The following is a 26,512-nucleotide window of genomic DNA, read 5'->3' on the forward strand; positions in this document are numbered from 1 at the left end:
CCAAAAAGAGCTTTTCCACCCCAACCAATAGACAAGGGAAAAACCCCTTGTGTTGCTTTAGGCAAGACAAGGGGTGAGAATTCCTGTAATAGTTATTCTGCAATAAGTGAGCAAGCATTTCCCATAAAGAGGGTATTTTTGAGACTATAAAATTGGTGATATATAATCAGGGTCAATAAGACTGGCTTGTAGGGCTGTACTCGCCCCATAGGCTTGTCGTTAATTGGCTTCAACCTAATCACCCCGCCAAATTCACGCCTTGTCAAGCCGGTAGCTCACATCGCCCACCAAACTGCCACATCCGTTCGACAGGCTGTATAACAAGTTGATTTATGGAGCCAACGTAAAAATTAGATGGGTTCAAGCTAGGTTCTAGTCATTGCCAACTTCCCCCTTCAATGTTGCTTTTACTTTTATCCTGTGATGGTGCCCCCAATCAGCCATTTCCCACAGGATAGGTCTCAAGGTCTGACCATAAGCGGTAAGCGCGTATTCCACCGTAACCGGTTTGGTAGGCTGCACCGTGCGACTGATTAAACCGTTGATCTCCAGCTCTTGTAACTCCTTGGACAGCATTTTGGAGCCAATCCCGTTTACTTCGCGCATTAAGTCCATGAACCGTTTGTCGCCGAAGCTCAAGCACCCAATGATCGTGATTTTCCATTTGCCGCTTAAAATATCCATCGTATCATGGATAGCCTTGAGCTGACTGGGACAGTGCAGCGGCTTTTGATCAATAAATACTTTCTTGTTCATCCGTCTTGGCGCAACTTAGTTTCTCGAAGGAAACTACTTTCTAAAGGGAAACCCATATCCAGGGTAAAGTTCGTTCATCTAGCTTTGTCAAAAAAGAGAGCTCATGAAAATAGATTTGACGCAGAAGGTTGCCATCGTTACCGGCAGCTCAAAGGGTATTGGCGCTGCCATAGCTAAGGAACTTGCCGCCTGTGGCGCGATTGTCATTGTTACCTATCATTCGGCGGCAAGCGATGCTGAAACCGTGGTTAACGCCATCCGGCAGACAGGCGGACAGGCCATTGCCCTTCAAGCCGATATGGCCCGCCATGCCGATATTATTGATTTGTTCAAACAGGTGAAGGAGCGGTTTGGCAAGCTGGATGTGCTGGTGAATAACGCTGGTATCGCCCGATTCGGACCCATTGAAGCGGTTACGGAGGAAGATTTCCTGGAACAGTACCAGGTCAATGTGTTAGGGCCCCTGCTGACGATCCAGGAGTCGTTGAAGTATTTTCCCCAAACAGGCGGTAGCATTGTCAATATCAGTTCAGTAGGCGGACAGAATCCAGGGCCATACACCAGTATTTATACCTCATCGAAGGCGGCCCTGAACGCCTTAACCGTTTCTTTATCCAGAGAACTGGTGGACCGCCACATCCGGGTCAATACAGTGGCACCAGGTCCAACGGATACCGAAGGGTCAAAGGCGCTGGGACTGGCAGGTAGTGCCATCGAAAAGGGCATGATTGCCGCTATACCCATGGGTAGATTCGGCAAACCAGCTGAAATAGCCCCAGCCGTTGCTTTCCTAGCATCGGATAACGCGGGCTGGATCACTGGTGAAAAATTAGCTGTTTCGGGAGGAATGCGCTAAAACGGATACGACTCTAGCGAGCAGCTAGGGGTACTAAAAACAAGTCTCCTATCGGTCGGGTACGAATGTCTGCTTAAGCTGATGTATTGACTCAGATTGGTACCTTGTTAATCGATACTGTTTTAGCCTACTTCTATGTAAGAAACAGATACATGGACCTCTCTTTGTCTAAAGCAGCAGCATTTTGTGAGATTTGGACAGAAATTATTCACCCCAGAATGGTTAGTTACTTTTCAGATGTACTACGGGTTGAGAGACAGCCCTTTAAGCCGCGGCTTGTGGAAGGTATCTGTTACTCCTCGTCGCTCAACGATTTACCGGTAACCATGTAGTACAAGTCCGACTCAGATAGTTTAGAGAAAGATCCCGTTGCCCCCTGATGCACCGGCGCGACTTGATAGATGGGATTGTCGATCGGCTCGGTGGACAGCTTCTGGATAGCGTAAGTCCGCACTTGATCAGCGCCGATGGTTAACTCGACCTCAAATAACAGGGGATCTTCCGTGATAATGGTTAGGCGGCTCACGCACGAATTGGTGTTGGACATAACGGGCGTCTGTTCTCGGTAAGCCGTTAACAGGTGGCGAAGGATCGGGCTTTGGTTTTCCATGGTGGGACCAATATACGCAGTAAAGTCTTAGGCGGGTAGCAAACAAGGGAGCTGAATCTAAAGTGTAGTGAGTTAAGAGCAATTTGTGAGAAACTATAAAATAGGATTCGGAACAAAGAACGACTGTCGCCGATCGGCTACTCTGCCCATAAGTAGTATTCCACTAGGAAGCAGCTTAGTGGAATACTACTTATGTTTTCCATTCTAAGACGTAATTTGAGCCTGTTCAAAAATCTACTTTTTTCACTCCATGCCAACAGGATAAATCGTAGATTCTGACGTTGAAACTGGCGGGCTTTTCCAACAAAGGATCGCTGCTACACCCAATGATATGCCAATCGCCGAAACACCTGTGGAAAATCCAACTTTTACTTGACATGCACTTGCTCCATCTGGTGCATAAGTAAAGAACAGACCGCCAATGAGGGCAACAAATACGGCTGCACTAATCTGCAATGTTGCACTTACCAGACCGGCGGCCAGTCCTGAGTAACGTGCATCGACCTGATCTACATTTAAGCGTACAAGTGCAGGAATAGCAATGCCTTGTCCCAGCCCTATCATAAACAGCGGAGCGGGTAACCACACGGAGATGTCTGCCAGAGCGAAAATTGCTGTAAGTAACAATCCTACAACCTCCAGTATCATGCCGAATGCCGCCGTGCGGGTTTCGAATCTGCCAGCGATTTGGGGGCTGCACCAAGGGCCCAGGAAAAAACCAATACCTAGTGGTAAAATGGCAAAACCTGTTGTGAGCGTATTGTGGTGCAAACCCGATTGTTCATAGATAGCGAAGAGTAGAAAAAAAGAAGCCAAGGCATAAAAGAAAAATGCAGAGCCAAGGCTACGACGCAACCCCTTCGCCATGAATAAAGATGGCAATACCAATGGTGATTCCCCTGCTATTTCCAGCTTTTTCTCGTATCGCCAAAATAGGTAAAGTGTCGGAACACTTACAATCAGTAGTCCTGAACACCACCAGGGCCAATTGTTTTCGCGTCCTTCGATGAGGGGAACTACAAGTGCCAATAGTCCGGCGGCAAGCAGAAATGCGCCGAAAATATCAAGCCTCGCCGAACGTTCAGCACGATTTTCTCTTACTAATAGGAAAGCCGCCGGAATGGTAAGAATTATAATGGGTATATTGATCAAAAAGACACAGCGCCATCCCAATCCCAGCAGATTGGCAGATACCAGTACACCGCCCAGTAACTGACCGCATACGGAAGCCAGGCCGAACGTCGCACCATAAAGGCTAAGGGCGCGGTTTTTCTCATTCGCCGGGAAAATGGAGTGGATCGTTGCTAATGATTGTGGTCCCATTACGGCTGCGGTAACTCCCTGAAATAGCCTTCCAATTACCAGCATAGTAGGCGAGGTTGCCAGTCCGCATAGCGCAGACGCCAGACAAAAGCCGAGCATTCCGCTGATAAAGGCCCGCTTACGACCGAAGATATCGCCCAGTCGTCCACCCAGTATGAGCGTAACCGCATAGGCTGCTGCGTAAACCGAAACGACCAGCTGGGATACCGCTGGAGGTTCCTGTAGATCAGTTCGGATAGCGGGAAGCGCTACGTTAACAATAAAAAAATCAAGTGGAGGTAATAGGGTTCCTATAAGTAATACAGCCAGAGCCAACCACCGGTTAGGATCGGGAATAGCCTGTTTTGTGCCTTCTTCCATACGCTGAGAATTTGTATCCTTTTTTCGGTACAAATATCTTCCCGGATGCGGAGGCCTCTTATATCCGTTTCGAAGCTTTTTATATGAAAATCGAAGGTAACATGGCTAGTAGAAGCAGAAAGTTAGAAACGACGGTAAATAGTAGCATGGATTGTTCAATATAGTCTATTTAGGGTGTCGCTGAGGAATGCAAGCTCTGCGAAATTCAGCTGGTGTAAGGCCGGCATTCTTCTTAAAAAACAGGCTAAAAGCAGGTTGTTCGGTAAACCCGGTAACATAGCTGATTTGCTGTAATGTCCAATCGGTTTGCATCAGTAAAGCTTTGCTTTCTTCCAATAGCCTGTTTTTGATATGGGTACTCACAGTTTGTCCAGTATGTTTTTTAAGGAGCGCATTTAGGTGGCTTGGATGAACTGCCAATACCTGGGCAAATTCCTTTGCCGTCTTTAAACGAATTGGCAATGCACGGCCTGCCATAGAAAATTCACTTTCGAGTAACTCGAAAAACTCGTAAATGTGTCTATATTCCTTGCTGATAGCATTGGGTCGTACCGCAACTGCGGATTGCTGACTCACAGCCATGATGAGTTGAAGATAGGCCTGCAGGACGTCATGATTGAATGGATCTTTACCATTTTGATCCCGGTGCATTTGCACAAAAAGACTATCGATCCGGGACACCTCTTCCGGCAATAGTTTAATTACATTTCGACCACTCGCCGAGAACAGGCTGTATTTACGGATCATATCTTTCAAAACTGGATACTCATCCATGAATGTCTTCCTGAATAAACAAAAATGGCCAGTAGCTTCCTCGTGAGGTCCCACGTTTTGCCACGATACAATTTCATTCGGATGAATGAACACAATCGTTGGTTGATCAATTTGGTACGTATTGGTGCCGATGATGAAAATACCTGCCCCCTTATTAATGAAAACAATCTTATAAAACTCGCGTCTGCTCGGGGATAAATAATTTCTACAGGGCTGATGAGAACGGTCAAAGACAAGAATATCCCGGTCAAACAAGGCGTCCCTTCTTACCGGCATCATATCCGCTATGTCCCTCAGGTGGTCAATTTCCTTTAATTCTTTTGTAACTGGTATCAAGGTATCAACATGATTTATGGATAGACTCTACGCAAACCGACCCATTCAGGATCGGGAAATAAACGTATGTCCCTGGCGACCAAGGGAAGCAAGCTGAATGTACTATACCTGCTTCTACTGAACAGCGAATTCTGGCTTTCATTCCATAGTAATAAAAACATGGGCATTATAGTTTTAAAATTACGCGAATACTCCGAACAGCAGGTTTGGCAAAAAAAATTTACATTTCTGAATCAATCGTTTCAGAATTTGACTACCTTTGGCCCGAAGGAATTAATAAGTATGGCACGCACCCTTGCATTTGACCAGCACGAAGCAATCGAGAAAGCCCTGGATGTCTTTTGGCAAAAGGGTTATCACGGGACGTCTATGCGGGATTTGACCGATGCCATGCAAATCAATTCGAGTAGCCTCTACAATACACTCGGTGACAAGCACCAGCTCTTTATCCATTGCGTCAAGCATTATACCCTCAAAAGAAGGTTGCTCCTGGAGCAGCGCGCCAATAGCTTCAAATCGCCCAAAAAAGCGCTCGAGAGCTTTATCCACGATGTTGCGGATGTGGTGATTAAGGACGCGCAAGGCTGCTTTGCGATTAAGACCGCCTTTGAGGTTTCCCCGGTAGACAAGGATATCCAGGCCCTACTTAAAGAGGATAATGACTTTACCCACCAATTCCTAAGCAGGCTTATCCGGGAAGCCGTTCAAAAAGACGAACTTGACCAGGACTGCGATGTTGCCCTGGTGGCCGACCACATTATCAGTACCTATACGGGCTGGTATGAGCTCTATATCCTGCACCAGGATCCGGTGCAGATCAAGAAGCTTGCCGCTTATCTGGCCCGGCAACTGCTGCGCTAATTTTTTTGATCCATTCTGAAACGATCGCTTCAAAAAGAAACAAAAATAAAATCCCAGATCAATTGACATGAGCCTACAAAAGAACTAGCTAAACCCAGCCTAAATTTTGAAACAATCATTTCACAATTAACAGCCAATGGAATACCAACAAGTAGCCAGCTTAGAGCTGGAAGGAAAAATTGCCCTGGTGACGGGCGGGACAAAAGGGATTGGTAAGGCTATTGCCCAACGATTGAAAGCCTCTGGGGCCACTGTCATCGTGACTGCCCGAAGTATCCCGCATCAGGCCTTGGAAGGCGAACACTTCATTGCGGCAGACCTGTCCAGGGCCGATGAGGTCCAGAAAGTCGTCGCCCAGGTCCAGGACCAATTTGGGAGCCTGGACATTTTGATCAACAACCTGGGCGCCAACACGGCACCGGCAGGTGGGTTCAGCGTACTGAGCGACGCGGACTGGGACCATGTACTGCAGATCAATTTGCTTGCCGCCGTACGGCTCGACCGGGCCTTCCTGCCCGGCATGATCCAGGCAGGAAGCGGGGTGATTATTCATGTCTCCTCGACCAGCGGCATGTTCCCGCTTTGGGATACGACGATGGCCTACAGTGCGGCCAAGGCTGCACTCAATGCATACAGCAAGTCGCTGGCCAGCGAAGTGTCGCCCAAAGGCGTACGGGTAATTACGTTGTCGCCCGGGCTGAACAATACCGGGGCGATGAAAAATTTCCTCGAGGGACTAGCAGCATCAGCAGGCATTAGTACTGAACAGATGACCAGTAGTTTACTACAACGGGTGGGCGGAGTGCCCCTGGGCCGGATGGCTGACCCGGCCGAGACGGCCGAGGTGGTTGGATTCCTGGTCAGCCCCAGGGCTTCCTACATCACAGGGACAAATATCGCGGTGGATGGCGGCAATTTACCGGTCGTTTAGCCCAGGTAGGACCGGCAGGGTTCACCCTGCCGGTTACTTGCTTACGGTGGTGTAAGGTTTTATGATTTCCTGACGTCCTCCAGGATATTCAGACTGTTGAAAGTAGAGTTTCCGGTACCAGGCCAATGTGAATCAGTTCAATGGCCGTTTTGCCGGTTTCCTGTTTGAGCAGATCGCAGTGAGAATGTGAATTGAGAGAATTTTCTACGACTAGCATTGCCTTTAGTAAGACAAAACAGTATTATCAAATCGGTTCGTCAATCAGGAAATGCTGCTTGGGTTGCAGTAATCTTGACTGGCATTCGTTACCTTGTGAGCTTGATGCAGGCGGCCTCATGTGTAGATGCGTTTAGCCTTGGCTCTACCTGCTCCTAACCATCAATCTCTCCCTATGAAGCCCTTACTGTTGATTAACCTACTGCTAGTATCCATCTCAGGGTTTACCCAAAAAAGAGCGCTCAGTGACACGATTCCCTTCGCCATGAATGAGCAAAATAATTTGTTCGTCAAAGCAGTGTTTAATTACAGCGACACACTGAATCTGAATTTTGATACCGGAACCACTGAATTAGTGTTAATCAACACCGTTCTGAGCGGTAAACTAAAACAAACGCCCAGGCTTTATACTACCGTCTACCCGCTGCAGCTTGGCAGAACAACCTACCTCACCAAAGTGTATGACGCTGAGCTGACCGCTCACCAAACCGATGGCAGATTTGGCTGGGATCTCTTCAAAGATAAGATTGTTGAAGTCGACTACGACAAGTCCTTACTAATCGTGCACTCAGCCCTGCCCAGGGCTGTGGCAGAAAGTGATGTGTATACAAAACTCGACATCGATTTTATCAAGGATCTCATGTTGGTAAAGGGATCAATTGAGCAAGATGGGGTGATCAATGAAGACCTGTTCTTATTCGACTCGGGCTACCAAAGGAGCGTGATGTTAGATAACGATCTGCTACGAGAAGGCGGCTTTCCGACCGACAAAATGGCCATTATCAAAAAGGTGGTAATGAAGGGAGCACAGGGCAATGAGATTCCGGTGATTACTGCCAACCTGAATACCTTGACAATCGGCAAGTACCAACTAAGGAATGTGCCTGTTCAACAAGTAACAACTAGCAAGCCTGTGAAAGGCAAAAATATTCATATTCTAGGCAATGATGTGCTGAAGCGTTTCAACTCGTTTCTTGATTTCCAGCATAAGGTGGTTTACCTAAAGCCTAATCATTTGTACAGGGTTGCTTTCAGTGATCAACTCAAAAAAAAGGAGTAATTATCTTCAAAAAGGCTTCACTAAGTATCTGGACCGCCCAGCGACCTGTAAAGGATTTGGCGGGTTGATGCCCTACAAAGAAAAGTTAATGTCTGTCCACATCAACTGTCAACAGTTTGCACAAACAAGCCTTTTTTGAGATTATCACCCATCACTTCTTATCAAGTACTAGGTTCAATAACCGCTTTAACTCGTCAATCTCAGCCTGCTGCTTTTGCTTAGTTGATTGCAGGTCTTGCTCAAGTTGGATACTATACAAGGTCAATTCCTCCACTTTCTCTAGCAAGGTTACATTCATCTTGACCAGATCGACACCTTCTCTGGTTACTTGCTCAGCCGATGGTACGCCAGGTAAATGCTGATGAGTCTGCACATAGGTGGCTACTTCATTCAATGAGCGTAGGGTGTAACTTGGCGCGAACACTTTATCGCTCCATTCGCTGGCCTTGTTGATTCGTAGTTGGTATCGCGCTTTGACTACTTCACCGTTCTCATTAACAGTCAGGAATTGGTCCGTGGTCAGCCAGGCTGGGCTTTGGCTGGTTAACTGTTCCAATCGGAGTCCAGATTCATTCAATTGCTGACTACGCACATGCAATCGAGCTGTAGGTCTTGAGGTTCCAATGCCGACATTAACGCCATTGCCTAATATGAGAGCATTACTAGCAGCTACCCGGCTGTTTGCCCCAATGGCAATGCCATTGAAAATACCTTCGTCTGCCTGGCTGTTGTAGCCCATCAACACGTTGTCATCAGTCGTCGTAATGGCCGTACCGGAATTGGGACCGATGATGATGTTGTTACTGCCCGTGGTCACATTCTGGCCCGACTGGTAGCCGACAAACGTATTCTGACTCCCCGTTTGGTTGTTGTAACCAGCCTTGGAACCCACAAACGTATTGGCCGACACTGTGGCATTATAGCCAGCAGAATCTCCCACCGCTACGTTGTTGTTCCCGGTGCTGTTTTTATAAGCTGCCTTTATACCCATAGCCACATTACTGTAGCCTGAGGTATTGGCATTGCCAGCCCGATAACCCGTAAATACATTATTGCTGCCGGTTGTGGTTGCTTGTCCAGCAGAGTAGCCTGAAAATGTGTTTTGATTGCCAGTCGTATTGGCAGTTCCCGCGTAGGCCCCAACAAAGGTATTGACTCCACCTGTGGTATTACTTGAACCAGAAGCAAAGCCGACAAAGGCATTGAGCCGACCCGTCGTATTAGCTTGGCCGTTATAACTGCCGACAAAGGTGTTTAACGAGCCCGTGGTATTACTCTGGCCAGCTACCGATCCTAGAAAGGTGTTGTCGGTGCCCGTAGTGGTGTTCTGACCAGCCTGGTAGCCCAGAAAGGAATTATCACCTAAGGTACTGGCATAGCCTGCACCCGCTCCCACGAACACATTACGGATACCGGTTACATTGGCGTAGCCGGACTGATAGCCAATAAATACATTATAATCGGCCCGATTATAATAGCCGGCCTGATAGCCCAAAAAGCTGTTACCCGTCAGCATTCTACTGGTAACGCCGGGGCCGCTATCGCCATAATCTGAGGTATACGCATAGGCAGCTGCACCGGAACCAATAAACACATTCTGGGACCCTTTAATAAACCAGCCCCCGGCATTAAAGCCTACAGCGGTGTTGTCGGAGCCTCGGTTGTCAGTGCCCGAGTTAGCTCCCATGAAGGTATTGCCCGAGCCGGTCGGATAATCTGGCTGGTTAGGAACACCCGCTAGATTGTCCAGCCAGCCATAGCTGGTATTATAACTGCCATGGGAGACATCATTGCCGATCCCCATTAACAGATTAGATTTATTGCCTTGAGCCCTGCTGGGGTTAAGCGGGCTTAGCCCCAGCAGCAGGCTGCCGAATACAACTAATTTTTTCATAGTAGCGCTTGCTGAACGAACCAAGTCGATTCCGGTAAGCAATTGAGTCATCAAGTGCTTCACAAGCAAGACTTTAATAGGGATTTAATGGAAGATTTGAGGGAGTGGTAAAGCCCGAGGAGAAAGCCAATGAGTTAGTTGGTCTAGCCGCAGTTGCATTTCTCGTCAAGCTGAGCCAATTGTAGAGCTATTTGAGTAGCAGACATATAAGGCTTGTTCGTCTCAGTTGGGAGCGTTTGATGAGAATGTGCCACTAGAGCATGGACAGATGCCCACAAGCTCTAGGAGTGATGTAATTGAGAACGTTTAAAACTCTTTCTCCCCAAACTCATTGGTGGGTAACTTGACGGATTTGCTACGCTGACGCAGGGAGTAACTTAGGTTGAGCAGTAGAATATCTCGCTCCTGGATATAATTGGTCGTCGTATAAAAATCCGCTCCGTGCGTGGTGATCCGCTGCTCATTGCTGGGTAGCCAACCTAGACCTATATTTTGCCATTGAAACAGGACCGAAAGGCGGTTTTGGGCAAAACTTTTCTTAATGGATAAATTCGGCACAAAGAAGCGGGAATCTTGTCCCTGAGCAGTAATCCGTTGGGAGAGATAATTCAAATTGGCCTGTAGTACCCAGCCCGAAGCAGGTTGTAAGCTCGTATTGGCATTAATCGAGTAAGCCCATGCCTGATTGTTGAACACGACTGTATTCTGAAACAACTGACCGGAAATCATTGACCGATACACCGTACCGCCGATGTAGAGTTTCCAGCGTTTGGTGAGGGTAAGGTCTGAGGTTAATTCTAAACCAAGCCGCCCCGCCCGACCCGCATTGGTATAGAGCCGGTTCAGGATCGTATCCGCATACACGCTGTTGACCCGATTAACGATATTCTGCACGTTTTGATGATACAGGGTGGCTTGCCAGGTGCTTCGACTTAGTGTTCGCGTTGCGCTTAGTTCGCTCAGGTCTACAAATTCAGGTAGCAAGGCAGGGTCGCCCTGTTCGAGGGTTTCGGAGTGTTCGCGTTCGGGTAGCGGGTTGAGGGCTAGATTACTCGTCCGCTGCACCCGGCGACTGTAACCTAACCGAACTAACCAATCCGTTTTGGGCCGATACACGACGTTCAACGAGGGAAACAGGTTGTTCAGCGTCAAGGTATAGGTTTGCCCTTGCGGACGAATAGCCACCTCTCGCTGGGCTGATTCAAAACGTAACCCCGCTGTATATTCCCATTGCTTCGCTTTGTGATTGTATTGGCTATAGAGACTATGAATCTGATTGCCCACTTGAGCTTGCCCGGTAAACGCATCGATGACCAGCAGAGGTGCGCCCCGGCCATCCTGGTTTAGGTACCGATAGTCTCCATTGTCGCGTTGAAAGCGGTACTGATAACCCGCTTCCAGTCGTCCACCAGCCACAGGCCAACTGGCATCAACAGTTGCCCGAACGTTACCAATTGGGCGATCTGTGGTAGTGAAGGTATATTGCAAGGTATCCCGGAAGTCGGTTCGGCGAACGTTCAGGTTCCGGGTAAAACCGTCCAAATAATCATATTCGTAAAGTACGCCCGCACTGAGTGTTGCTTTACCCTGGAAGGTGTGGGTGTAGTCGAGGTTAGCCGTAAAAAACTGTCCCCGCTTCCGCACTAGGTTCGCATTAAAATAGTCAATCTGGCTGATGAGTAAGCCAGTCTGCCGGTCAGTAGTCGTATTATGGTACATCAGATCGGCCGTCCGGTCTTCGGTGCGTTGTCCATAATACAACCCTGCCGACCACACATTCGATTTACTCGGTGTAAAGCTCACCGCTAGTCGGTTAGTAACCGTGTAGCGGTTAAAACTGCGTTCGCCGGTACTGGGGAAACGGGTCAAGCGATTACCCAGGATGGTGTACACATCCCCTTCACGCCGACCCGCTAGATCATTCCGTAAATATGCGGTGCTAAGCGTCCAGTCCCAGCGAGCGGTTCGGTAGCTCAGTGAGGCATCCGCACTATAGCGAACCGGGTGATGGGTATTATCAAACGCATTCAGACTAGGCAAACCGCCCTGGACATTGACTAGAATAGACATACCCAAATCCGCTCCCGATTTGGTTGTAATGGCAATAATCCCAGCTTTTCCATCGGGATCAAACCGAGCTGATGGCGTGGTAATGATCTCAATGGACTCAATGGTATTGGCTGCGAGCTGATTGAGTAATGTGCCTAAATTTGCCTGAACTGGCTTGCCATTCAATAAGACCAAAAACCCATTGGCTCCCCGTTGAGTGACTTCACCCTCCGCATTGATACTGATACCGGGAAGGTTACGCAGCAAATCGGTCGCCGTTCCTCCTACGGCAGCGCCAAACTGAGCAGCTCGGTAGGTCTGTCGGTCCGCTTTGACGATTAAATCCGACCGCTGTCCGGTAACAACGACTTCGTTTAACTGGTTTTTGGCGGGTTCAAGTAAGAGCGACCCCAAGTTAAGCACCTCACCTCGTTTCAGGGTGACGACGACTGTCTGGGGTTTGTAGCCAATAAAAAACGTTTTCAACTGATATTGGCCAGGTGTCACCTTGGCAATATGAAAGACGCCTATCGAGTCCGACAGCGCACCCGTTACGGCTACGGAATCGGCTAGTCGATAGAGGGCAACGCTGACAAAGGGAATCGGTTTGGTAGTGGAGGCATCCAGTACTAAGCCTCGCAGTTCGGCCTGACCAAACACGAGAGTGCTATTGCAAAAAAGAAAGAGTCCCAAAAGGAGTTGTTGTTTCATGACCAGTCACCAATTCCAAACGAGTCACCAGGTCATGCTTCCCCTTGGTTACCGTAGTGAGTATGATTGGTAGCAAAGGTATTTTAGGAACCGCAGACTAGTATGGTCAGGTTTGAGCTGATTTTGGTATTTTTGAAACGAAACGACACCGAATCTGCTTTTTTTAACTCGATGGATAAACTTGAGTCAGCCGCCTTTCTAATAAAGGATAAACTGGAAAATGAACTCGTCTTTAAGGTGTCTCGCTTCAAAGAGATCATTAAACGGACCCAGCCCCACAAACACAATGGTTATTTTGAATTAATTATCCTTCTGGAGGGGGACGGGTTTCATTGGGTGGATACCAAGCTGCTGCCGATTGCCCCGCCCATGGCATTTTTCCTGTCTCCTGGCCAACTCCATTGCTGGCAGTTAACGGCTATTCCCAAAGGGTTCGTCGTCATGTTTCGGGCTGATTTTATCGATCCCAAACACAGCGGTGATCTGTACCCGCTGGTGCAGCAGCTCGAACAACGAAAGGAATTGCCTTTACCGGAGTCAGCCCCATTTAGGGAGCTGCTGGTGGCCATTGAAACGGAATATACTCATCCCTCTCCGCACAGCCCGGTGATTCTTCGGGCGATGTTACAAATTTTGTTGGCCCGTCTGCTGGCTGTTGATCAGCCGCAGCTAGAACCCACCAAAACGGCCGACCTGACGTATCGCCGATTTACTAACATACTTCGTCAGCCGGGTTCTTTAGCCCATCGGGTATTTTCGTATGCAGAAAAGCTGGGAGTTACTCCACAACATCTTAACAGCATCTGTCGACGAGTAGCTGGCAAATCAGCCAGTGAATTGATCGCTGAACAGGTTGTGCTGGAGGGGAAGCGCTATCTTTTGCATACTGATCAGAGCGTTACAGAAGTAGCCGAACAGCTGGGTTTTAGCGATCCATCCCATTTTGTGAAGTATTTTAAAAAGTGGACGAACCAAACCCCTGCTTCCTTTAGAAAGCTTTATGGCTTCTAAAAAGGGGACGGGACAAGTCATCGAAACGTCAACCGCTTTTCCTAATTGATTTTAGGCATCTCATTTAATGCCCAAATTATTGATGCATTACATAAGGCTTCTTCGTCTCAGGTGGGAGCCAATTGTGAGACAGTGCTTTTTACTATCTGTCCAACACCATCAGTCGCATACGAAATCTTAGTAGGTTATGAATTTGTCCTATTTCCAGTATACGTCGTCAAGTAAAAACAGATAAATAAGGAGCAGTACCCAGCTGCGGTGAAAAGTGAAACAGACAAGTCGGTAACCACACGGCAACTGTCAACCGTCGGCAACTCGGTTGTTTCACTCAGACCACCTTCGTTCTGTCCACTTTTACTTGACGACCTACCTACAGTAACCGGCAAGCCGTCCAAGGTGCGAACTGATTTTCGAATTGTGTCAAATCAGTTCACACCTTGGACGGCTTGCTAAATACGCTACTCACTGATGTTGAAACCACGCGGCCGTAGCCTTAATACCCTCTTCGTAGGAAGTTGGCGTATAATTAAACGCCTGTTCAAATTTGGAGGAATCAAACTGGAAAGCAAACTCGTCCTGATAATTCATTTCATAGGCTTCCTTCATAAACGGATTAAACCAACCAATGGCCTTCAGCATCCATTTGGGTAACACAAACAGCTTGTTGGATGTGTTCATGGCACGAGCCGACAGCTGGACAAACTCACGGCCGGTCAAGGCGGGTTGGGGAGTAGGTAAGTGCCAAATCTGACCAACGGCCTCCTCACGGGTGGCCAGCAAGTACAAAGCCTGTGCCGCGTCGGGCGTGTAATTGAACGAGCGGGGTACGTTGGCGTTAATGGGCCACTGCGCTCGGTTGCCTTTTTTGAGGTTGCTGAATACGTAAATGCCGGGGGCGCTGTTGTCGCTCACGCCCGGCCCGTAAAAGTCCACCGCCCGCACAATACTGGCCCGGACCCTACCCGCCTGCATCGCCTGCTGAAGCATCGTCGCCACCTCAGCGCGGACTTTACCTTTTCGACTGCTTGGACGATAGGGCGTTTCTTCCGTAATTGGCCCATTCACCCGACCATACATATACACGTCGTCAAAAAAAATGAGTTTGGCGTTTGCGGCTTGGCAGGCGGCTATGGTGTTCTGCATAATGACGGGCCAGTCGCGTTGCCAGACATCGGCGTTATAGGCGATGCCAATCAGCAGATACACAACGTCAGAACCGGCAACGGCCTGGATCAGTTCGTCGCGGTTGAGCGCACTGGCAGCAACGGTTTGGGCCCCGGTAACGGCTTTGGGTTTACGGGAAACCAGTCGGATAGTCTGCTGATTGGCTTGCAGAACGGGGATCAGGGCATTGGCGATGGTGCCATTGGCACCGATGAGAGTATGTAAGGCCATCTGTGAAACTTGTTTAATTGATGGGCCAAAGTTCGGTTGCAGGCTACCAGCAGGCTTGTACGAAAACGAAATAGATAAATGGTATATGAATGAGCATACGCAGACAATAGCGCAAACCTTTACGGCACCTGAAGGGCTGACGGAGGTATTCAGGCATATCTATTACATGAAGCATCCTCATGAAGCGACCTGTCAGTCCCTTCAGTTGTTTCCCCATTACGAGATGATGCTGGTGTTTAATTTTGGACCGCCACTATCAGTATCCATCGCCGATGATACCTCGCTAGTGGAACGGGTGGCCATCCTGGGTCCATTAGACCGTGTCCTAACTTATGAACTGTTGCCAGAGTCGGAGGTCATGGTCATCGTGTTTACCCTCAACGGGTTTTACCGGCTGCTGGGCAAATCCATTCACCCACTACGAACCGAAACGGCAAACCAGGTGGCCGTTCCACTAACCGAGCTAACCTACCTGGACTTGTGGGAAAATCTGGTTCAACTACCATCCATTGCCGACCGGGCTGAGTTACTAATGACTTATATCCAGTTGCATGTCACCCCTGAGGACACAGCTTCCTTGCTCGATGAGGCTTCGCTATTCAGTAATCTGGCGATTGATCCGATCAAGATCATTGCCAAAAATCGTCGTCTTTCAGCCCGGTCGGTCCAACTGCGGCTACGAAACATGGTGGGCTTTTCGGCCAAAGAGATGGCCCGATTTATTCGGTTCAAAAACGTGATCGCTCACCTGGTAAAGGAGCACCCCACACTACCCGATTGGGCCGATCTGGTAGTCCAGCATGGCTACCACGATCAACCCCACCTCATTCGGGATTTTCAGCGCTACCTGGGTCTCAGCCCGACCGACTTCGTCAAGCAATTGGCTGAGCAACCCATTTGTATTACGCAGCCCGGTAAGCACTATTAAATACCGTACTACTCGAAAAATTGAGCCTTATTGTGAGACTTTCCGAATTATAGACTAGTGATCCCTTGACTTAAATAGAGCCTATACTAACTACCAAGTAGTTTATCCTCAATTCGGTTTGACTTCACCCTCCTAAATCCTTCAAAATCGGACGTAGGGTGTACGCTTTCGGACAGCCTTGTAGTCAACAGAGCCCATTACTCGCCTGATAACCTGAAACTTAACTTTATGGCACCCTATTTGTTTAGCAAATAACAAGAAAATAAAATCACTAAGCAATCCGATGTATGGGGAGAGCGTATTTAGGGGAATTTGAAGAACTCGTCCTACTGACGGTGGCGATACTTAATGGGACAGCTTATGGCCTCAATATTGCCGAAGAACTCAAGCAACGCACCAATCGCTCCATTAACCTCAGTGGGGTCCACGTCGCTTTGTATCGCCTGGAAGAAAAAGGCTTTGTCAAATCGGAGTTGGGAGGAGCTACGGCGGCTCGGGGAGGTCGTCGAAAACGACTCTTCTCCGTTACGGCTTACGGCAAACGCACCCTGGATGAGCTGCGGCAGGTTCGCAATGAGTTGTGGGAGGCTATCCCCAACCTATCCCTCTCGTAAATCATGGCGCTACATCAACATACCCCTTTGCCCCGTAACGACCGGTCCGCCGGTGCGGGACCGCCCGCCTGGGCCGATCGGTTGCTACGAGTTGTCTGTCCGCCAGAACTACACGAGGAATTACTGGGCGACTTACATGAACAGTTTCAAGAGCAAGTGGCCCAGGTCGGCGAATCGACGGCTCGGCGATTATACGTCTGGGAAGTGATCCGATTTTGTCGGCCTTACTTGATTGGCCGCCAACTGCGAGCACAGTTGGCGGAGGTAAACATGGTTCCATCTCTTCTAAATCCGAACATGTTACAGAACTATCTCAAAATCGCATTCAGAAACCTGGTCCGAAACAAGGGATACTCGGCCATAAACATTGGTGGATTAGCGGTCGGCATGGCCGTCGCCATACTCAATGGCCTTTGGCTATGGGATGAGCTAACGTTTAATACCTATCACCAAACCTACAACCGGGTTGCCAAGGTTACCGAGCGGGGTATTACCAGTGAAAAGAAGCCATACCTGGGAACGTATTTGCCCTATCCAGTAGCCGGTGAGCTTAAAACCAACTATGGGGATTACTTCAAACACATCTTATTGGCCTTAAAACCAGATGACTATATTCTGGCAACTAACGAAACGAACCTGACTCAAAAGGGACAGTTTATCGAATCAGGTGCTCCAGACATGCTAGCCCTAAAAATGCTTGAAGGTACTCGTAATAGCCTTTCTGATCCTCATTCGATTCTGCTTTCAACATCCGCAGCGCAGGCTCTCTTTGGCCATACCAATCCACTCAACAAATTGGTTAGGATCAATGCCAATATGGATGCGCGGGTGACGGGGGTTTATGAGGATTTACCCCATAACACAGAGTTTCGTGACGTAAAATTCTTCGCCCCGTTCAGCTTGTGGGTTTCGGTCAATCCCTGGGTAAAGGATCAGGGCTGGAACAATTGGTTCGTCTTTACCTACGCCCAGCTTCAACCTCAGGCGAATTTTGATCAGGTTTCTAACCTCATCAAAGATATTGAGCTGGATAATCTTAAAAAACTGGAGGGTAAGCAGGATGCGATAGCCCATCACCCACAAATTCACCTGCTGCCTATGAGTCAGTGGCATCTGCATGGAGGTCGGGATATGACCGATAATAGCCCGGTGCAGATGGTCTGGCTGATCGGTTGCATTGGAGTGTTTGTGCTGCTGCTGGCCTGCATCAACTTTATGAATCTCAGTACCGCCCGAAGCGAAAAACGGGCCAGAGAAGTAGGCATTCGCAAGGCTGTAGGGTCACTTCGAGGGCAGTTGATTAGCCAGTTCTTCAGCGAATCGTTTTTAGTGGTTATGCTGGCTTTTGGCCTATCACTCATGCTGGTAATGATTGCCTTGCCACTGTTTAATGATATTGCCGCCAAGCAAATGGCTATCCCCTGGAACGTACCATATTTCTGGCTGATTAGTCTTGGCTTTATACTGCTAACCGGTTTTGTAGCGGGTAGCTACCCGGCTCTCTATTTATCGTCGTTTCAGCCCATCAAAGTGCTTAAGGGGGCGTCCAGCCTAAGTGCTTTCAGTCTGGGACGATTAGCTATCACTCCTCGCAAGGTCTTGGTAGTCATACAGTTCACTGTCTCTGTTACTTTAATTATCGGTACAACCATCGTCTATCGACAGCTTCAGTACACCAAGAACAGGCCAATTGGTTACAGTCGGGATGGCCTTTTGTTGATCGAGAAGAAGACAAAAGAGTTTAATGGAAAGCATGAACTTCTCAGAAAAGAACTGCATGATACAGGTGTGGTCGATGAAGTAGCCGAATCGAGAAGTTCTGTGACCAACATAACAATGTGGAATGCAGGCTTCTCTCGAAAAGGCACCGAAATTGGCTGTCCCAATGGCTGTGGTACGCTATCCGTTACGCCCGAGTACGGTAAAACGGTAGGGTGGCAATTTATGGCAGGACGGGATTTTCAGCGAGGATTGACGTCCGATTCGACAGGACTTGTTATCAACGAATCCTTTGCCAGGTTGATGGGAATTACCGGCTCACCCGTTGGTGAAGTACTAACCTGGTCGCCAGGCTGGCGTCCCGCTAAAACCTTTACCATTTTGGGTGTCGTAAAAGACATGGTCGCTATGTCGCCCTATGAACCTACGATTCCGAGCGTTTTTCTGATAGAAAATGATAATAACTGGATTAATATCCGAATCAAGCCGACAGTCAGTACTTCAGAAGCCCTACCCAAAATTGAAGCAGTCTTTAAGAGGCTCATCCCAACGGCTCCCTTCGACTACAAGTTTGCCGATCAGGAGTATGCGCTAAAGTTTTCTGACGAAGAACGAATTGGAAAACTAGCTGCTTTTTTTGCTTCACTCGCCATCTTTATTTCCTGCCTGGGACTATTCGGTCTGGCTTCGTTTACAGCAGAACAGCGCACCAAAGAGCTTGGCGTACGCAAAGTATTGGGAGCCTCAGTTACCAATCTATGGGTGCTGCTTTCCAAAGATTTTGTGGTGCTGGTACTCATTGCCTTTGGCATCGCTACGCCCATTGCTTTTTATCTTCTGAATAACTGGCTCCAGAAATACAGCTATCGAACCGAATTATCCTGGTGGATTTTTGCTGCTTCGGGAGCAGGCGCTTTGGTTGTGACGCTATTAACAGTCAGTTTCCAAAGTATCAAAGCCGCTTCGATAAATCCGGTGAAAAGCTTACGGAGCGAATAATGTATTTAGCCATTACTTCAGAATATTAATCTGGTTATGTGAGTAGATGCTACTTAACATTCTGAGTTTTTATGTCGAAAGAAATGCTCTCTTTATAGATAGGGCAATTTCTTTCGTCTCAAATGGGAGGGTTTTGGGAGACAAGGCCGAATAAAAGATGCGTTAGTTGAAAGTTGCTCTGAATTCTAAGGGGGAGAGGTTAGTCTTGTTTTTAAATAGCTTACTGAACGACTGCGGATGCTCAAAACCAAGCAGATAAGCAATTTCGGCAATGGAGAATGAACTAGCACTCAATAAATCTTTCGACCGCTCGATAACCGCCTGTTGAATATACTGCTGAGTTGTCTGCCCGGTGAGTGTACGAAGCATGTCACTCAGATAGCGAGCAGATACGTTGAGTTGTAAGCTGATGTAGTGTACCGATGGTAAACCGGTTTGCAGACCTTTGTTTTCCTCAAAGTACTGATTCAGCAACCTCTCCAATGAAGAAATGATATCATGGTTTACTGCTTCACGAGTGAGAAACTGGCGATTATAAAAGCGGTGGCTATAGTTGAGCAACAACTCGATCTGCGACACCAGTATATCCTGACTAAAGGCATCGATGTTGGTTTCCAGTTCGCTTTGTATAGCATCAAACAGATGACTGATGATACCTTTTTCCGTTACTGACAAGAACAGGGCTTCATCAACGGCATAAGAGAAAAACCCATAGCGGTTAATGGCCTTACTTAAGGGGTAGTTCCGAATAAAATCGGGATGAAAATAGAACGCATATCCTTCGTAATTGCTCTGATCTTCAGGCGTAAAAACAACCTGACTTGGCTTTAGAAAAGCCAGGCCTCCTTCGCTAAAATCGTAATAGCGTTGCCCGTACCTCACCCTTCCGGTAAAGTGCTGCTTAAAAGAAACTTTATAGAAATCAAGTATGATTCTCTCTCCATTGGTCAAGCCCTCAAACGGAGTCTGGCTATAATCGATCAGCGCAACCAATGGATGCAATGGCGGAGGATGCCCCGCATGCTTCATTAATTGAGAGATACTGCTAAAATGGTATGTAATCCCAGTTTCTTTCATGTGCGGTATACCCCTATCGTTCCAAACTTAATTCTGTGATGCAGGCCGGATGACAATGTCTCCTACTTCGACAGTCGCTGGCTGACTGATCGCATAAATAACGGCATTGGCCACGGCAAGGGGAGGTAAGCCTAATCGCTCCATGGCCTGTAGCACCTGATGACGTTTTTCTTCATCTTTCACGGTATTCACCAGGTTTGTTTTTACATAACCGGGCGATATACCCGTGATGCGAATGGTCCCATCCGATTCCTGGCGGAATGCTTCGGTTAAAGTTCGCACGGCATTTTTGGTACCTGCATAAACTCCCTGCGTTGGCACAATCTTGAGGCCCGAGGTGGAGATGATATTGATGATGTGACCGGCCTGTTGCCGTTTAAAAACAGGGATGGCGGCTGCCATGCCATACAAGACGCCTTTCAAGTTCGTGTCAATCATATCGTCCCAGTCATTCACCTCCAGCTCATCGATCCGGCTTATATGGGCGACTCCCGCATTATTGATCATAACATCCAGCCTTCCATAGGTGTTTACAGCGGTATCAACCAACTGAAGCAAGTCTTCTTTTCTCTTTACATCGGTCACTACCTGCACCACTTCCCCGCCTGCTTCTTTTATTTGTTGGGCCACTTCGATCAATGACGCTTCGGTGCGTGAGCCCAACACAACTTTGGCTCCGTACTTGGCCAGTTCTATAGCGATGGCTTTGCCAATGCCACTTCCTGTACCCGTAATGGCAACTACTTTATTCGAAACTTGATTTTGCATACCCGTCAATTTGCTTTATACAAAAGTCCCGCTTCGGCTTGGGTAAAAAGTAGTCAGATTGGTAAATGTTGTAGTTATATAAGCAGAGTCTCCTTGACAAACGCTACTAATATAGGGTTGTAAAGGGGAGATAAGGCCTAATGCTCCTATAAAGAGACTAGCTACCGATCACTCAAAAAATTGCATTCAAAATCGATCGTTGGCGTATCTTGGCTTAGATAGCTTCTGAAAAAACGTATGACTCCCTCAGCATATCCGCCAATAACTGGCTTGTCCTTTCGCTTAGTAGCTCGAGCTGCATTCACTAGCGGTATAATCGGAGTGCTGGCCTTCGGGGCTTTGATCATGGCCCTCACAACCCGTTCTTCGACGGCCTTGACCAATCCCTGGTTTAAGGTTCACGACGTAGGCGTTATTTTCCAGTTTGGATTCCTAATTCCCCTTGTCTATGTCCTCGACAAGCTTGCTCAGCTACCGATTCCCACCAGAAGCTCCCTGCGGCTCATAGTGGGAATCGGGGCCCTCTCGTTGGTCATTCTATTCTTGTTGTTTTCACTGATTAACTTCGTAGCAGACACGATGTACATGGTGCCTCAAGGCATCTTTGGGCTGTGGCTTTTGCTACTTTGTTGGCATGGGACAGGCTTCCTGACAAAGGGCCTGCGCTGGGCTGGTATGGTGGTGGGGTTTGGCCTTCTGCTGACGGGTAGCTTTCCCCTCGGTTATGGTCTGTTGGTCGATCCGATCCTTTTCGCGGTACCTGCCGTTCCCCTTGGTGATGGGCCTGCTGTTACGACGCTGAGTAATACCCTTATTCACCTCACCCTAGCCATCGGAACATTTATTGGCGTTCTACCTTTGCCGATCTGGACAATGCTAATCGGCGACCGCTTGCTTCAACGTAAAATCTCTTAATGACACCTTGATAACCATTATTGGCATCGCGGCTGAGTAGCTACCTAAGAACTGGTAATTTAATCAGCGATAATAGTGGTTGTATGCCCTTTTGTCCAACTAGGAACGGTCGTTCTTAGATTTTATCTTTTCGTACTTTTCTTCTTAAAGTACGAAAATCGGCACGCGTTTAGGCTTTCAAACCTCCTTCAAACACACTCTTTGGGCATTTTGCCAAGGATTTATTTTCGTACTATTCTAGGAAGTACGAAAGGTAGGCTGTTTCGCATTAAACGCCCGAAAATTGGGGCACTATGTAAGCCCATCTAGTCTCAAGTGTGAGCATTTTATGAGAATGATAGGATTCTAAAAATACGGACACAAAACTTTTATCTTCGTATACCGACACGTCGGCCCGGCATGAACCTGGGGTAGTCCTGGTTAGCCCATTTTTAGGTGTCCATTTATGGATACAAACTGTCCATAAGTGGACATGATGACCCCTAAAATCGAGTCAGATCATATCAATAGGACCTAATTTGACCCGTAACTGGCTTGGCAAATGATTTGTAGAAGATCCAGTAGACTATCTTTAACGACTCCATCAGAAAGAGTAGTCAGCTAGAATACCCAGACCATTGCGCCTGGAAATTAGTAACCACGTGAGACTCGATTTTTTTCATAGAAGCCTTTACGAGCTGGCCTCCCTGGGAACCTTATTCTCAGGATTGACGCTCGCCCTACTGGTCGGATTCACTAAACGGCCGAGCCAAACCGCTAACCTGTTTTTGAGTTTGGCCCTTGGCGTAATCATCCTAAAAACAGGCGGGCTCTCGGCGGCTTTGTTACCCGCCCTGGGGCCGCTCCTGTTTTTTTATACCAGGCAACTGACGCGCCCGCAGCAGCGGTTCCAACCAACCGATTGGCTGCATTTTTGCCCGTTGCTGGTGGGCTACTGGATACCCCTCTGGCCCAGTTTACTGTCGGTTATCATCTATGTATACGGCTCTCGCCGACTCATCCAGGAGTTCTATAGTCGGCTGCGACCCGTGCTAATGGATAGGCCGCGTTTGGCTTTCCGCTGGCTGGACAACGCCTTGTTCGGGCTCGGCTGTTCCTGCTTGATAACACTAGTGAGTGATCCGTTTGTTTTGACGATGGCGGTTGTGCTGATTGGGTTAGCTGGGGAAGTGATCCTCAAATCGGATCACCTGGTCAAACTAACTATGCCAATCCCTGACCGAGCGGATGCAAAAGAGAAAGGCCGAAGACTAAAGCAAGCCGTGGTGGTAAACCACCTCTACGAGGATGCCGAACTGACATTAACCACCCTGGCCGGGAAACTGGCGATTCATCCCCATGAGTTGTCTCGAATTATCAACGTAGGACTGGAAAAGAACTTCAGCGATTTCATTAATGAATGTCGGGTTCGAGCAATTGCCCGGAAAATGCGTGATCCGGCCTATGACCGGCTCACCCTGCTGGGTATTGCCTATGAGTCGGGATTTAATTCGCAACGAACCTTCAACCGGGTTTTTAAACAGATGACGGGCAAAACCCCGGTTGACTACAAAAACAGCCTGAAAAAAGAATGGCCAATTGATAAGTTGGCCACTTCCTTACGCAGTAGGCCGGTAGTATTGCGTTCAGAAAGCCTAGCCAATTGGGCTCCCGGACCATTAAACCGCAGTGCTATGTTCACCAACTATTTCAAAATCGCTTTTCGGAATCTGACCCGCCAGAAAGTCTATTCCTTTATCAACATTGGCGGCCTGGCTATGGGCATGGCCTGTGCGTTGCTCATTAGCCTGTGGGTGCGCGACGAACTGAGCTACGACCGTTTCCTGCCCAATGCCGAATCCATTCACTATGTGCGAGTAAATTTCCTGAATCCGGCAACGGGCGAAGTCTTCGCGACCAATTCCGTAACGCCCGGACCATTGCAGGAGGTTATTGCCAAGGATGTACCTCAGGTAACGGCGGTTACCAAACTGGATTACGGCCCGCAATACCTGATTAAGGTGGCGGGCGAATCGACTGGCCACAAAGCGGCTAAAGAAAAAGGCCATTATGCTACCGCTGATTTTTTTGGCGTGTTCGATCTGCCGACTGTGGCGGGTAATCCGAAAGCGGCTTTGGCGCAGACCAACCAGATCATCATTACTCGCAAACTGGCCGAAAAGTACTTTCCCGGCCAATCGGCTCTTGGCAAAACGTTGCAACTCAATAACGATAAATTGTATGTAGTTGGCGCCGTGATCGAAGACTTGCCCAAAAACTCCACCCTGCAATTTGACTGGCTGGTAAACTGGAACGTGCAGCAAGAAGACTGGATGACAAAATGGGGCAATAACAGCTTCTATACCTACGTCCGGCTAAAACCAACGACAACGCCAGCGCAGGCCGAAGCGAGTATGAGCAGCATTTATCCGCGCGTGGCTGGTAAGAACTTCGATACCGGCCGCCCTACCCTGCAACCCATTACCGATCTGCATTTATATGCCGACTACGAGAAGGGCAAACCGGTGGGCGGGCGCATCGAATACGTCCGCATTTTCGCCCTTGTCGCCGTGTTTATTCTGCTCATTGCCTGCATCAACTTTATGAACCTGGCCACGGCCCGCTCAGCCCTGCGAGCCAGGGAGATTGGCGTTCGGAAAGTGGTCGGTGCCCTGCGGTCCTCGCTGATGGGGCAGTTCATGAGCGAATCCATGTTGACGAGTCTGCTGGCTATTGGGCTGGGCATCGGGCTGGTGTGGCTGGTGTTGCCCCATTTCAACGCCATGTTCGACAAGCACCTGGCCCTTCGCCTGACAGAGCCGGTTCTGTGGGGAATTCTGCTCGGACTGGTGATGATTACCGGCTTTCTGTCGGGGAGTTATCCCGCTTTATTTCTGTCGTCGCTGCAACCGATCAAGATTTTGAAAGGCCGCCTACAGGTTGGTGGTGGGTCTGCCCAGTTTCGCCGAACGCTGGTTGTGTTTCAGTTTATGCTGTCCATTTTTCTGATCGTAGGCATCCTGGTGGTGGGCCGACAAATGAATTATCTACGCACCAAAAACCTGGGCCTGAACCGCGAAAACATCTTGTACATTCCGCTGGAAGGCGAACTGAACGGAGAAAACAAAACTGAAACCGTGCGGCAGGAAGTGATGCGGTTACCATCGGTTGTATCGGCCACAACGGCGGGCGACTTACCCATCAACATTCAAAGCTCATCGGGCGACCTGGAATGGCCGGGCATGAAGGCCGGTCAAAATATCAGCATTTCGCCTTTGTTAGTAGGCGGGGATTTTATCCGAACGATGAACATCAAACTCCTCGACGGGCGTGATTTCCGAACGGGGAGCCTGGCCGATTCAGTCAGTTACATCATCAATGAAGCCACGGCCAAACAAATCGGGATGAGTAATCCACTCGGAAAGGAACTAAAGTTCTGGCGGGGCAAAGGGCACATTGTAGGCGTGATGAAAGACTTCCATCTGCAATCGCTGCACCAAGCCATCAGCCCGTTGATTCTGATGTATAACCCGCAGTGGAATAGTTATCTGCTGGTAAAGACCCGCGCCGGACAAACGCAGCAAGCGATTACCGACCTGAAACAACTCACCAAAAGGCTCAACCCCAACTATCCGTTCAATTACCACTTTCTGGACGAAGATTACGAAAAACTCTACCGGGCTGAACAGCAGGTAAACGCACTGGTCAACTACTTCGGTTTACTGGCCATCTTGATTTCGTGTCTGGGATTGTTCGGCCTGTCCGCCTTCACGGCTGAGCAGCGCACTAAGGAAATTGGCGTGCGTAAAGTGTTGGGTGCCAGTGCGAGTAGTATCGTCGCGCTGTTATCGAGAGATTTTCTGGGGTTGGTGCTGATTGCCCTTGTGCTGGCTAGTCCGCTGGCGTGGTGGGCGGTGAGCAAGTGGCTCGGCACGTTTGCCTACAGTGTGCCGCTAAGTGGATGGGTCTTTGCGCTGGCGGGAATGCTGGCCATTGGTATTGCCCTGCTAACGATCAGCTACCAAAGTATCAAAGCGGCTTTGACCAATCCAGTGAAGAGTTTACAGAGCGAATGAAGCGAAGCCCCTTGCTGTTCAAACCCCAAAGGCATTACACACCGTTAGTGCCTTTGGGGGTTTATGAGTTTATATAGGTTCAAGAAACGCCCGTTTTCTCAAGACAATATCTAATGCTATCCAAATTAACAATTGAGAGTAATTTGGATTTTATCTAACATTCTCAAATTGCCATCTCATAAAACTACGTTTCATTTATGCGCGGTGGATGCGTTTATGGCACAAACTTTCAACAGCAGAGATAGCAGGTGCGGGGCAATATCAAATTGTGATTTATTAGTTCATACAGACATC

19 protein-coding genes are annotated in these 26,512 nt (G+C 48.4%); 10 read left to right on the plus strand and 9 right to left on the minus strand.

All coding sequences use genetic code 11. From position 1 onward, the window contains the following. Positions 1-372 precede the first annotated feature (372 nt). Entirely contained in the window at positions 373-756 is a 384-nt protein-coding gene (locus tag ACYVGR_RS11190; RefSeq protein WP_460956543.1) for a winged helix-turn-helix transcriptional regulator, read from the minus strand. A 103-nt stretch (positions 757-859) separates the two neighbouring features. Here ACYVGR_RS11190 and ACYVGR_RS11195 point away from each other — a divergent pair, with 103 nt between their 5' ends. Beyond that, positions 860-1,612, plus strand: a complete 753-nt coding sequence (locus tag ACYVGR_RS11195) for an SDR family NAD(P)-dependent oxidoreductase (protein ID WP_460956545.1) — start codon at positions 860-862, stop codon at positions 1,610-1,612. A 292-nt stretch (positions 1,613-1,904) separates the two neighbouring features. Here ACYVGR_RS11195 and ACYVGR_RS11200 read toward each other — a convergent pair whose 3' ends face one another. The 3 genes from ACYVGR_RS11200 to ACYVGR_RS11210 all read right to left on the minus strand — a co-directional run bounded on the left by ACYVGR_RS11200 (position 1,905) and on the right by ACYVGR_RS11210 (position 5,015). After that, positions 1,905-2,222: a hypothetical protein gene (locus tag ACYVGR_RS11200; RefSeq protein ID WP_460956547.1), complete on the minus strand. Its 318-nt coding sequence runs from the start codon at positions 2,220-2,222 to the stop codon at positions 1,905-1,907. Positions 2,223-2,465: 243 nt separating this feature from the next. Then, positions 2,466-3,905: an MFS transporter gene (locus tag ACYVGR_RS11205; protein ID WP_460956549.1), complete on the minus strand. Its 1,440-nt coding sequence runs from the start codon at positions 3,903-3,905 to the stop codon at positions 2,466-2,468. A 165-nt stretch (positions 3,906-4,070) separates the two neighbouring features. Then, entirely contained in the window at positions 4,071-5,015 is a 945-nt protein-coding gene (locus ACYVGR_RS11210) for an AraC family transcriptional regulator (protein ID WP_460956550.1), read from the minus strand. A 66-nt stretch (positions 5,016-5,081) separates the two neighbouring features. Between ACYVGR_RS11210 and ACYVGR_RS11215 the strand changes: the two genes are divergently transcribed. From ACYVGR_RS11215 to ACYVGR_RS11225, 3 genes are all read left to right on the plus strand, one after another. Then, positions 5,082-5,876 carry a TetR/AcrR family transcriptional regulator gene (locus tag ACYVGR_RS11215; protein ID WP_460956552.1) on the plus strand — a complete coding sequence of 265 codons (795 nt, stop codon included), beginning with the start codon at positions 5,082-5,084 and terminating at the stop codon, positions 5,874-5,876. 136 nt (positions 5,877-6,012) lie between these two features. Continuing rightward, a complete protein-coding gene (locus ACYVGR_RS11220; protein ID WP_460956554.1) occupies positions 6,013-6,807 on the plus strand; it encodes an SDR family oxidoreductase in 795 nt (264 codons plus the stop codon). Positions 6,808-7,198: 391 nt separating this feature from the next. Then, complete coding sequence (locus ACYVGR_RS11225) at positions 7,199-8,083, plus strand: hypothetical protein (RefSeq protein WP_460956556.1); 885 nt, start codon at positions 7,199-7,201, stop codon at positions 8,081-8,083. A 151-nt stretch (positions 8,084-8,234) separates the two neighbouring features. Here ACYVGR_RS11225 and ACYVGR_RS11230 read toward each other — a convergent pair whose 3' ends face one another. Together ACYVGR_RS11230 and ACYVGR_RS11235 are read right to left on the minus strand one after the other, a co-directional pair. Then, positions 8,235-9,977 (minus strand): hypothetical protein, encoded by a 1,743-nt coding sequence (locus tag ACYVGR_RS11230; RefSeq protein ID WP_460956558.1) that lies wholly within the window; start codon positions 9,975-9,977, stop codon positions 8,235-8,237. A gap of 306 nt (positions 9,978-10,283) precedes the next feature. Further along, positions 10,284-12,737: a TonB-dependent receptor gene (locus ACYVGR_RS11235; protein ID WP_460956559.1), complete on the minus strand. Its 2,454-nt coding sequence runs from the start codon at positions 12,735-12,737 to the stop codon at positions 10,284-10,286. A 171-nt stretch (positions 12,738-12,908) separates the two neighbouring features. Between ACYVGR_RS11235 and ACYVGR_RS11240 the strand changes: the two genes are divergently transcribed. Then, positions 12,909-13,748 (plus strand): AraC family transcriptional regulator, encoded by an 840-nt coding sequence (locus tag ACYVGR_RS11240; protein ID WP_460956561.1) that lies wholly within the window; start codon positions 12,909-12,911, stop codon positions 13,746-13,748. A gap of 462 nt (positions 13,749-14,210) precedes the next feature. Here the strand turns inward: ACYVGR_RS11240 and ACYVGR_RS11245 are convergent, their stop codons facing one another. Next, entirely contained in the window at positions 14,211-15,143 is a 933-nt protein-coding gene (locus tag ACYVGR_RS11245; RefSeq protein WP_460956563.1) for an NAD-dependent epimerase/dehydratase family protein, read from the minus strand. An 85-nt stretch (positions 15,144-15,228) separates the two neighbouring features. On the opposite strand from ACYVGR_RS11245, the gene ACYVGR_RS11250 reads away from it, so the two are divergent. From ACYVGR_RS11250 to ACYVGR_RS11260, 3 genes are all read left to right on the plus strand, one after another. Beyond that, on the plus strand, positions 15,229-16,071 hold the full coding sequence (locus ACYVGR_RS11250; protein WP_460956565.1) for a helix-turn-helix domain-containing protein: 843 nt from the start codon (positions 15,229-15,231) through the stop codon (positions 16,069-16,071). A gap of 287 nt (positions 16,072-16,358) precedes the next feature. Next, entirely contained in the window at positions 16,359-16,685 is a 327-nt protein-coding gene (locus ACYVGR_RS11255) for a PadR family transcriptional regulator (RefSeq protein ID WP_460956567.1), read from the plus strand. A gap of 3 nt (positions 16,686-16,688) precedes the next feature. Beyond that, positions 16,689-19,403, plus strand: a complete 2,715-nt coding sequence (locus tag ACYVGR_RS11260; RefSeq protein WP_460956569.1) for an FtsX-like permease family protein — start codon at positions 16,689-16,691, stop codon at positions 19,401-19,403. A gap of 162 nt (positions 19,404-19,565) precedes the next feature. On the opposite strand, the gene ACYVGR_RS11265 is transcribed toward ACYVGR_RS11260, so the two are convergent. Both ACYVGR_RS11265 and ACYVGR_RS11270 read right to left on the minus strand, forming a co-directional pair. Further along, positions 19,566-20,480, minus strand: a complete 915-nt coding sequence (locus ACYVGR_RS11265; RefSeq protein WP_460956571.1) for a helix-turn-helix domain-containing protein — start codon at positions 20,478-20,480, stop codon at positions 19,566-19,568. Between the two features lie 27 nt (positions 20,481-20,507). Beyond that, positions 20,508-21,248: an SDR family oxidoreductase gene (locus tag ACYVGR_RS11270; protein WP_460956573.1), complete on the minus strand. Its 741-nt coding sequence runs from the start codon at positions 21,246-21,248 to the stop codon at positions 20,508-20,510. A gap of 237 nt (positions 21,249-21,485) precedes the next feature. On the opposite strand from ACYVGR_RS11270, the gene ACYVGR_RS11275 reads away from it, so the two are divergent. Together ACYVGR_RS11275 and ACYVGR_RS11280 are read left to right on the plus strand one after the other, a co-directional pair. Continuing rightward, complete coding sequence (locus tag ACYVGR_RS11275) at positions 21,486-22,163, plus strand: hypothetical protein (protein WP_460956575.1); 678 nt, start codon at positions 21,486-21,488, stop codon at positions 22,161-22,163. Positions 22,164-22,804: 641 nt separating this feature from the next. Then, the gene (locus ACYVGR_RS11280; RefSeq protein WP_460956577.1) at positions 22,805-26,218 is read left to right on the plus strand and encodes an ABC transporter permease; all 3,414 of its coding nucleotides are present in this window, start codon (positions 22,805-22,807) and stop codon (positions 26,216-26,218) included. The last annotated feature ends 294 nt before the right edge of the window (positions 26,219-26,512 follow it).

The sequence above is a fragment of the Spirosoma litoris genome, assembly GCF_054776755.1.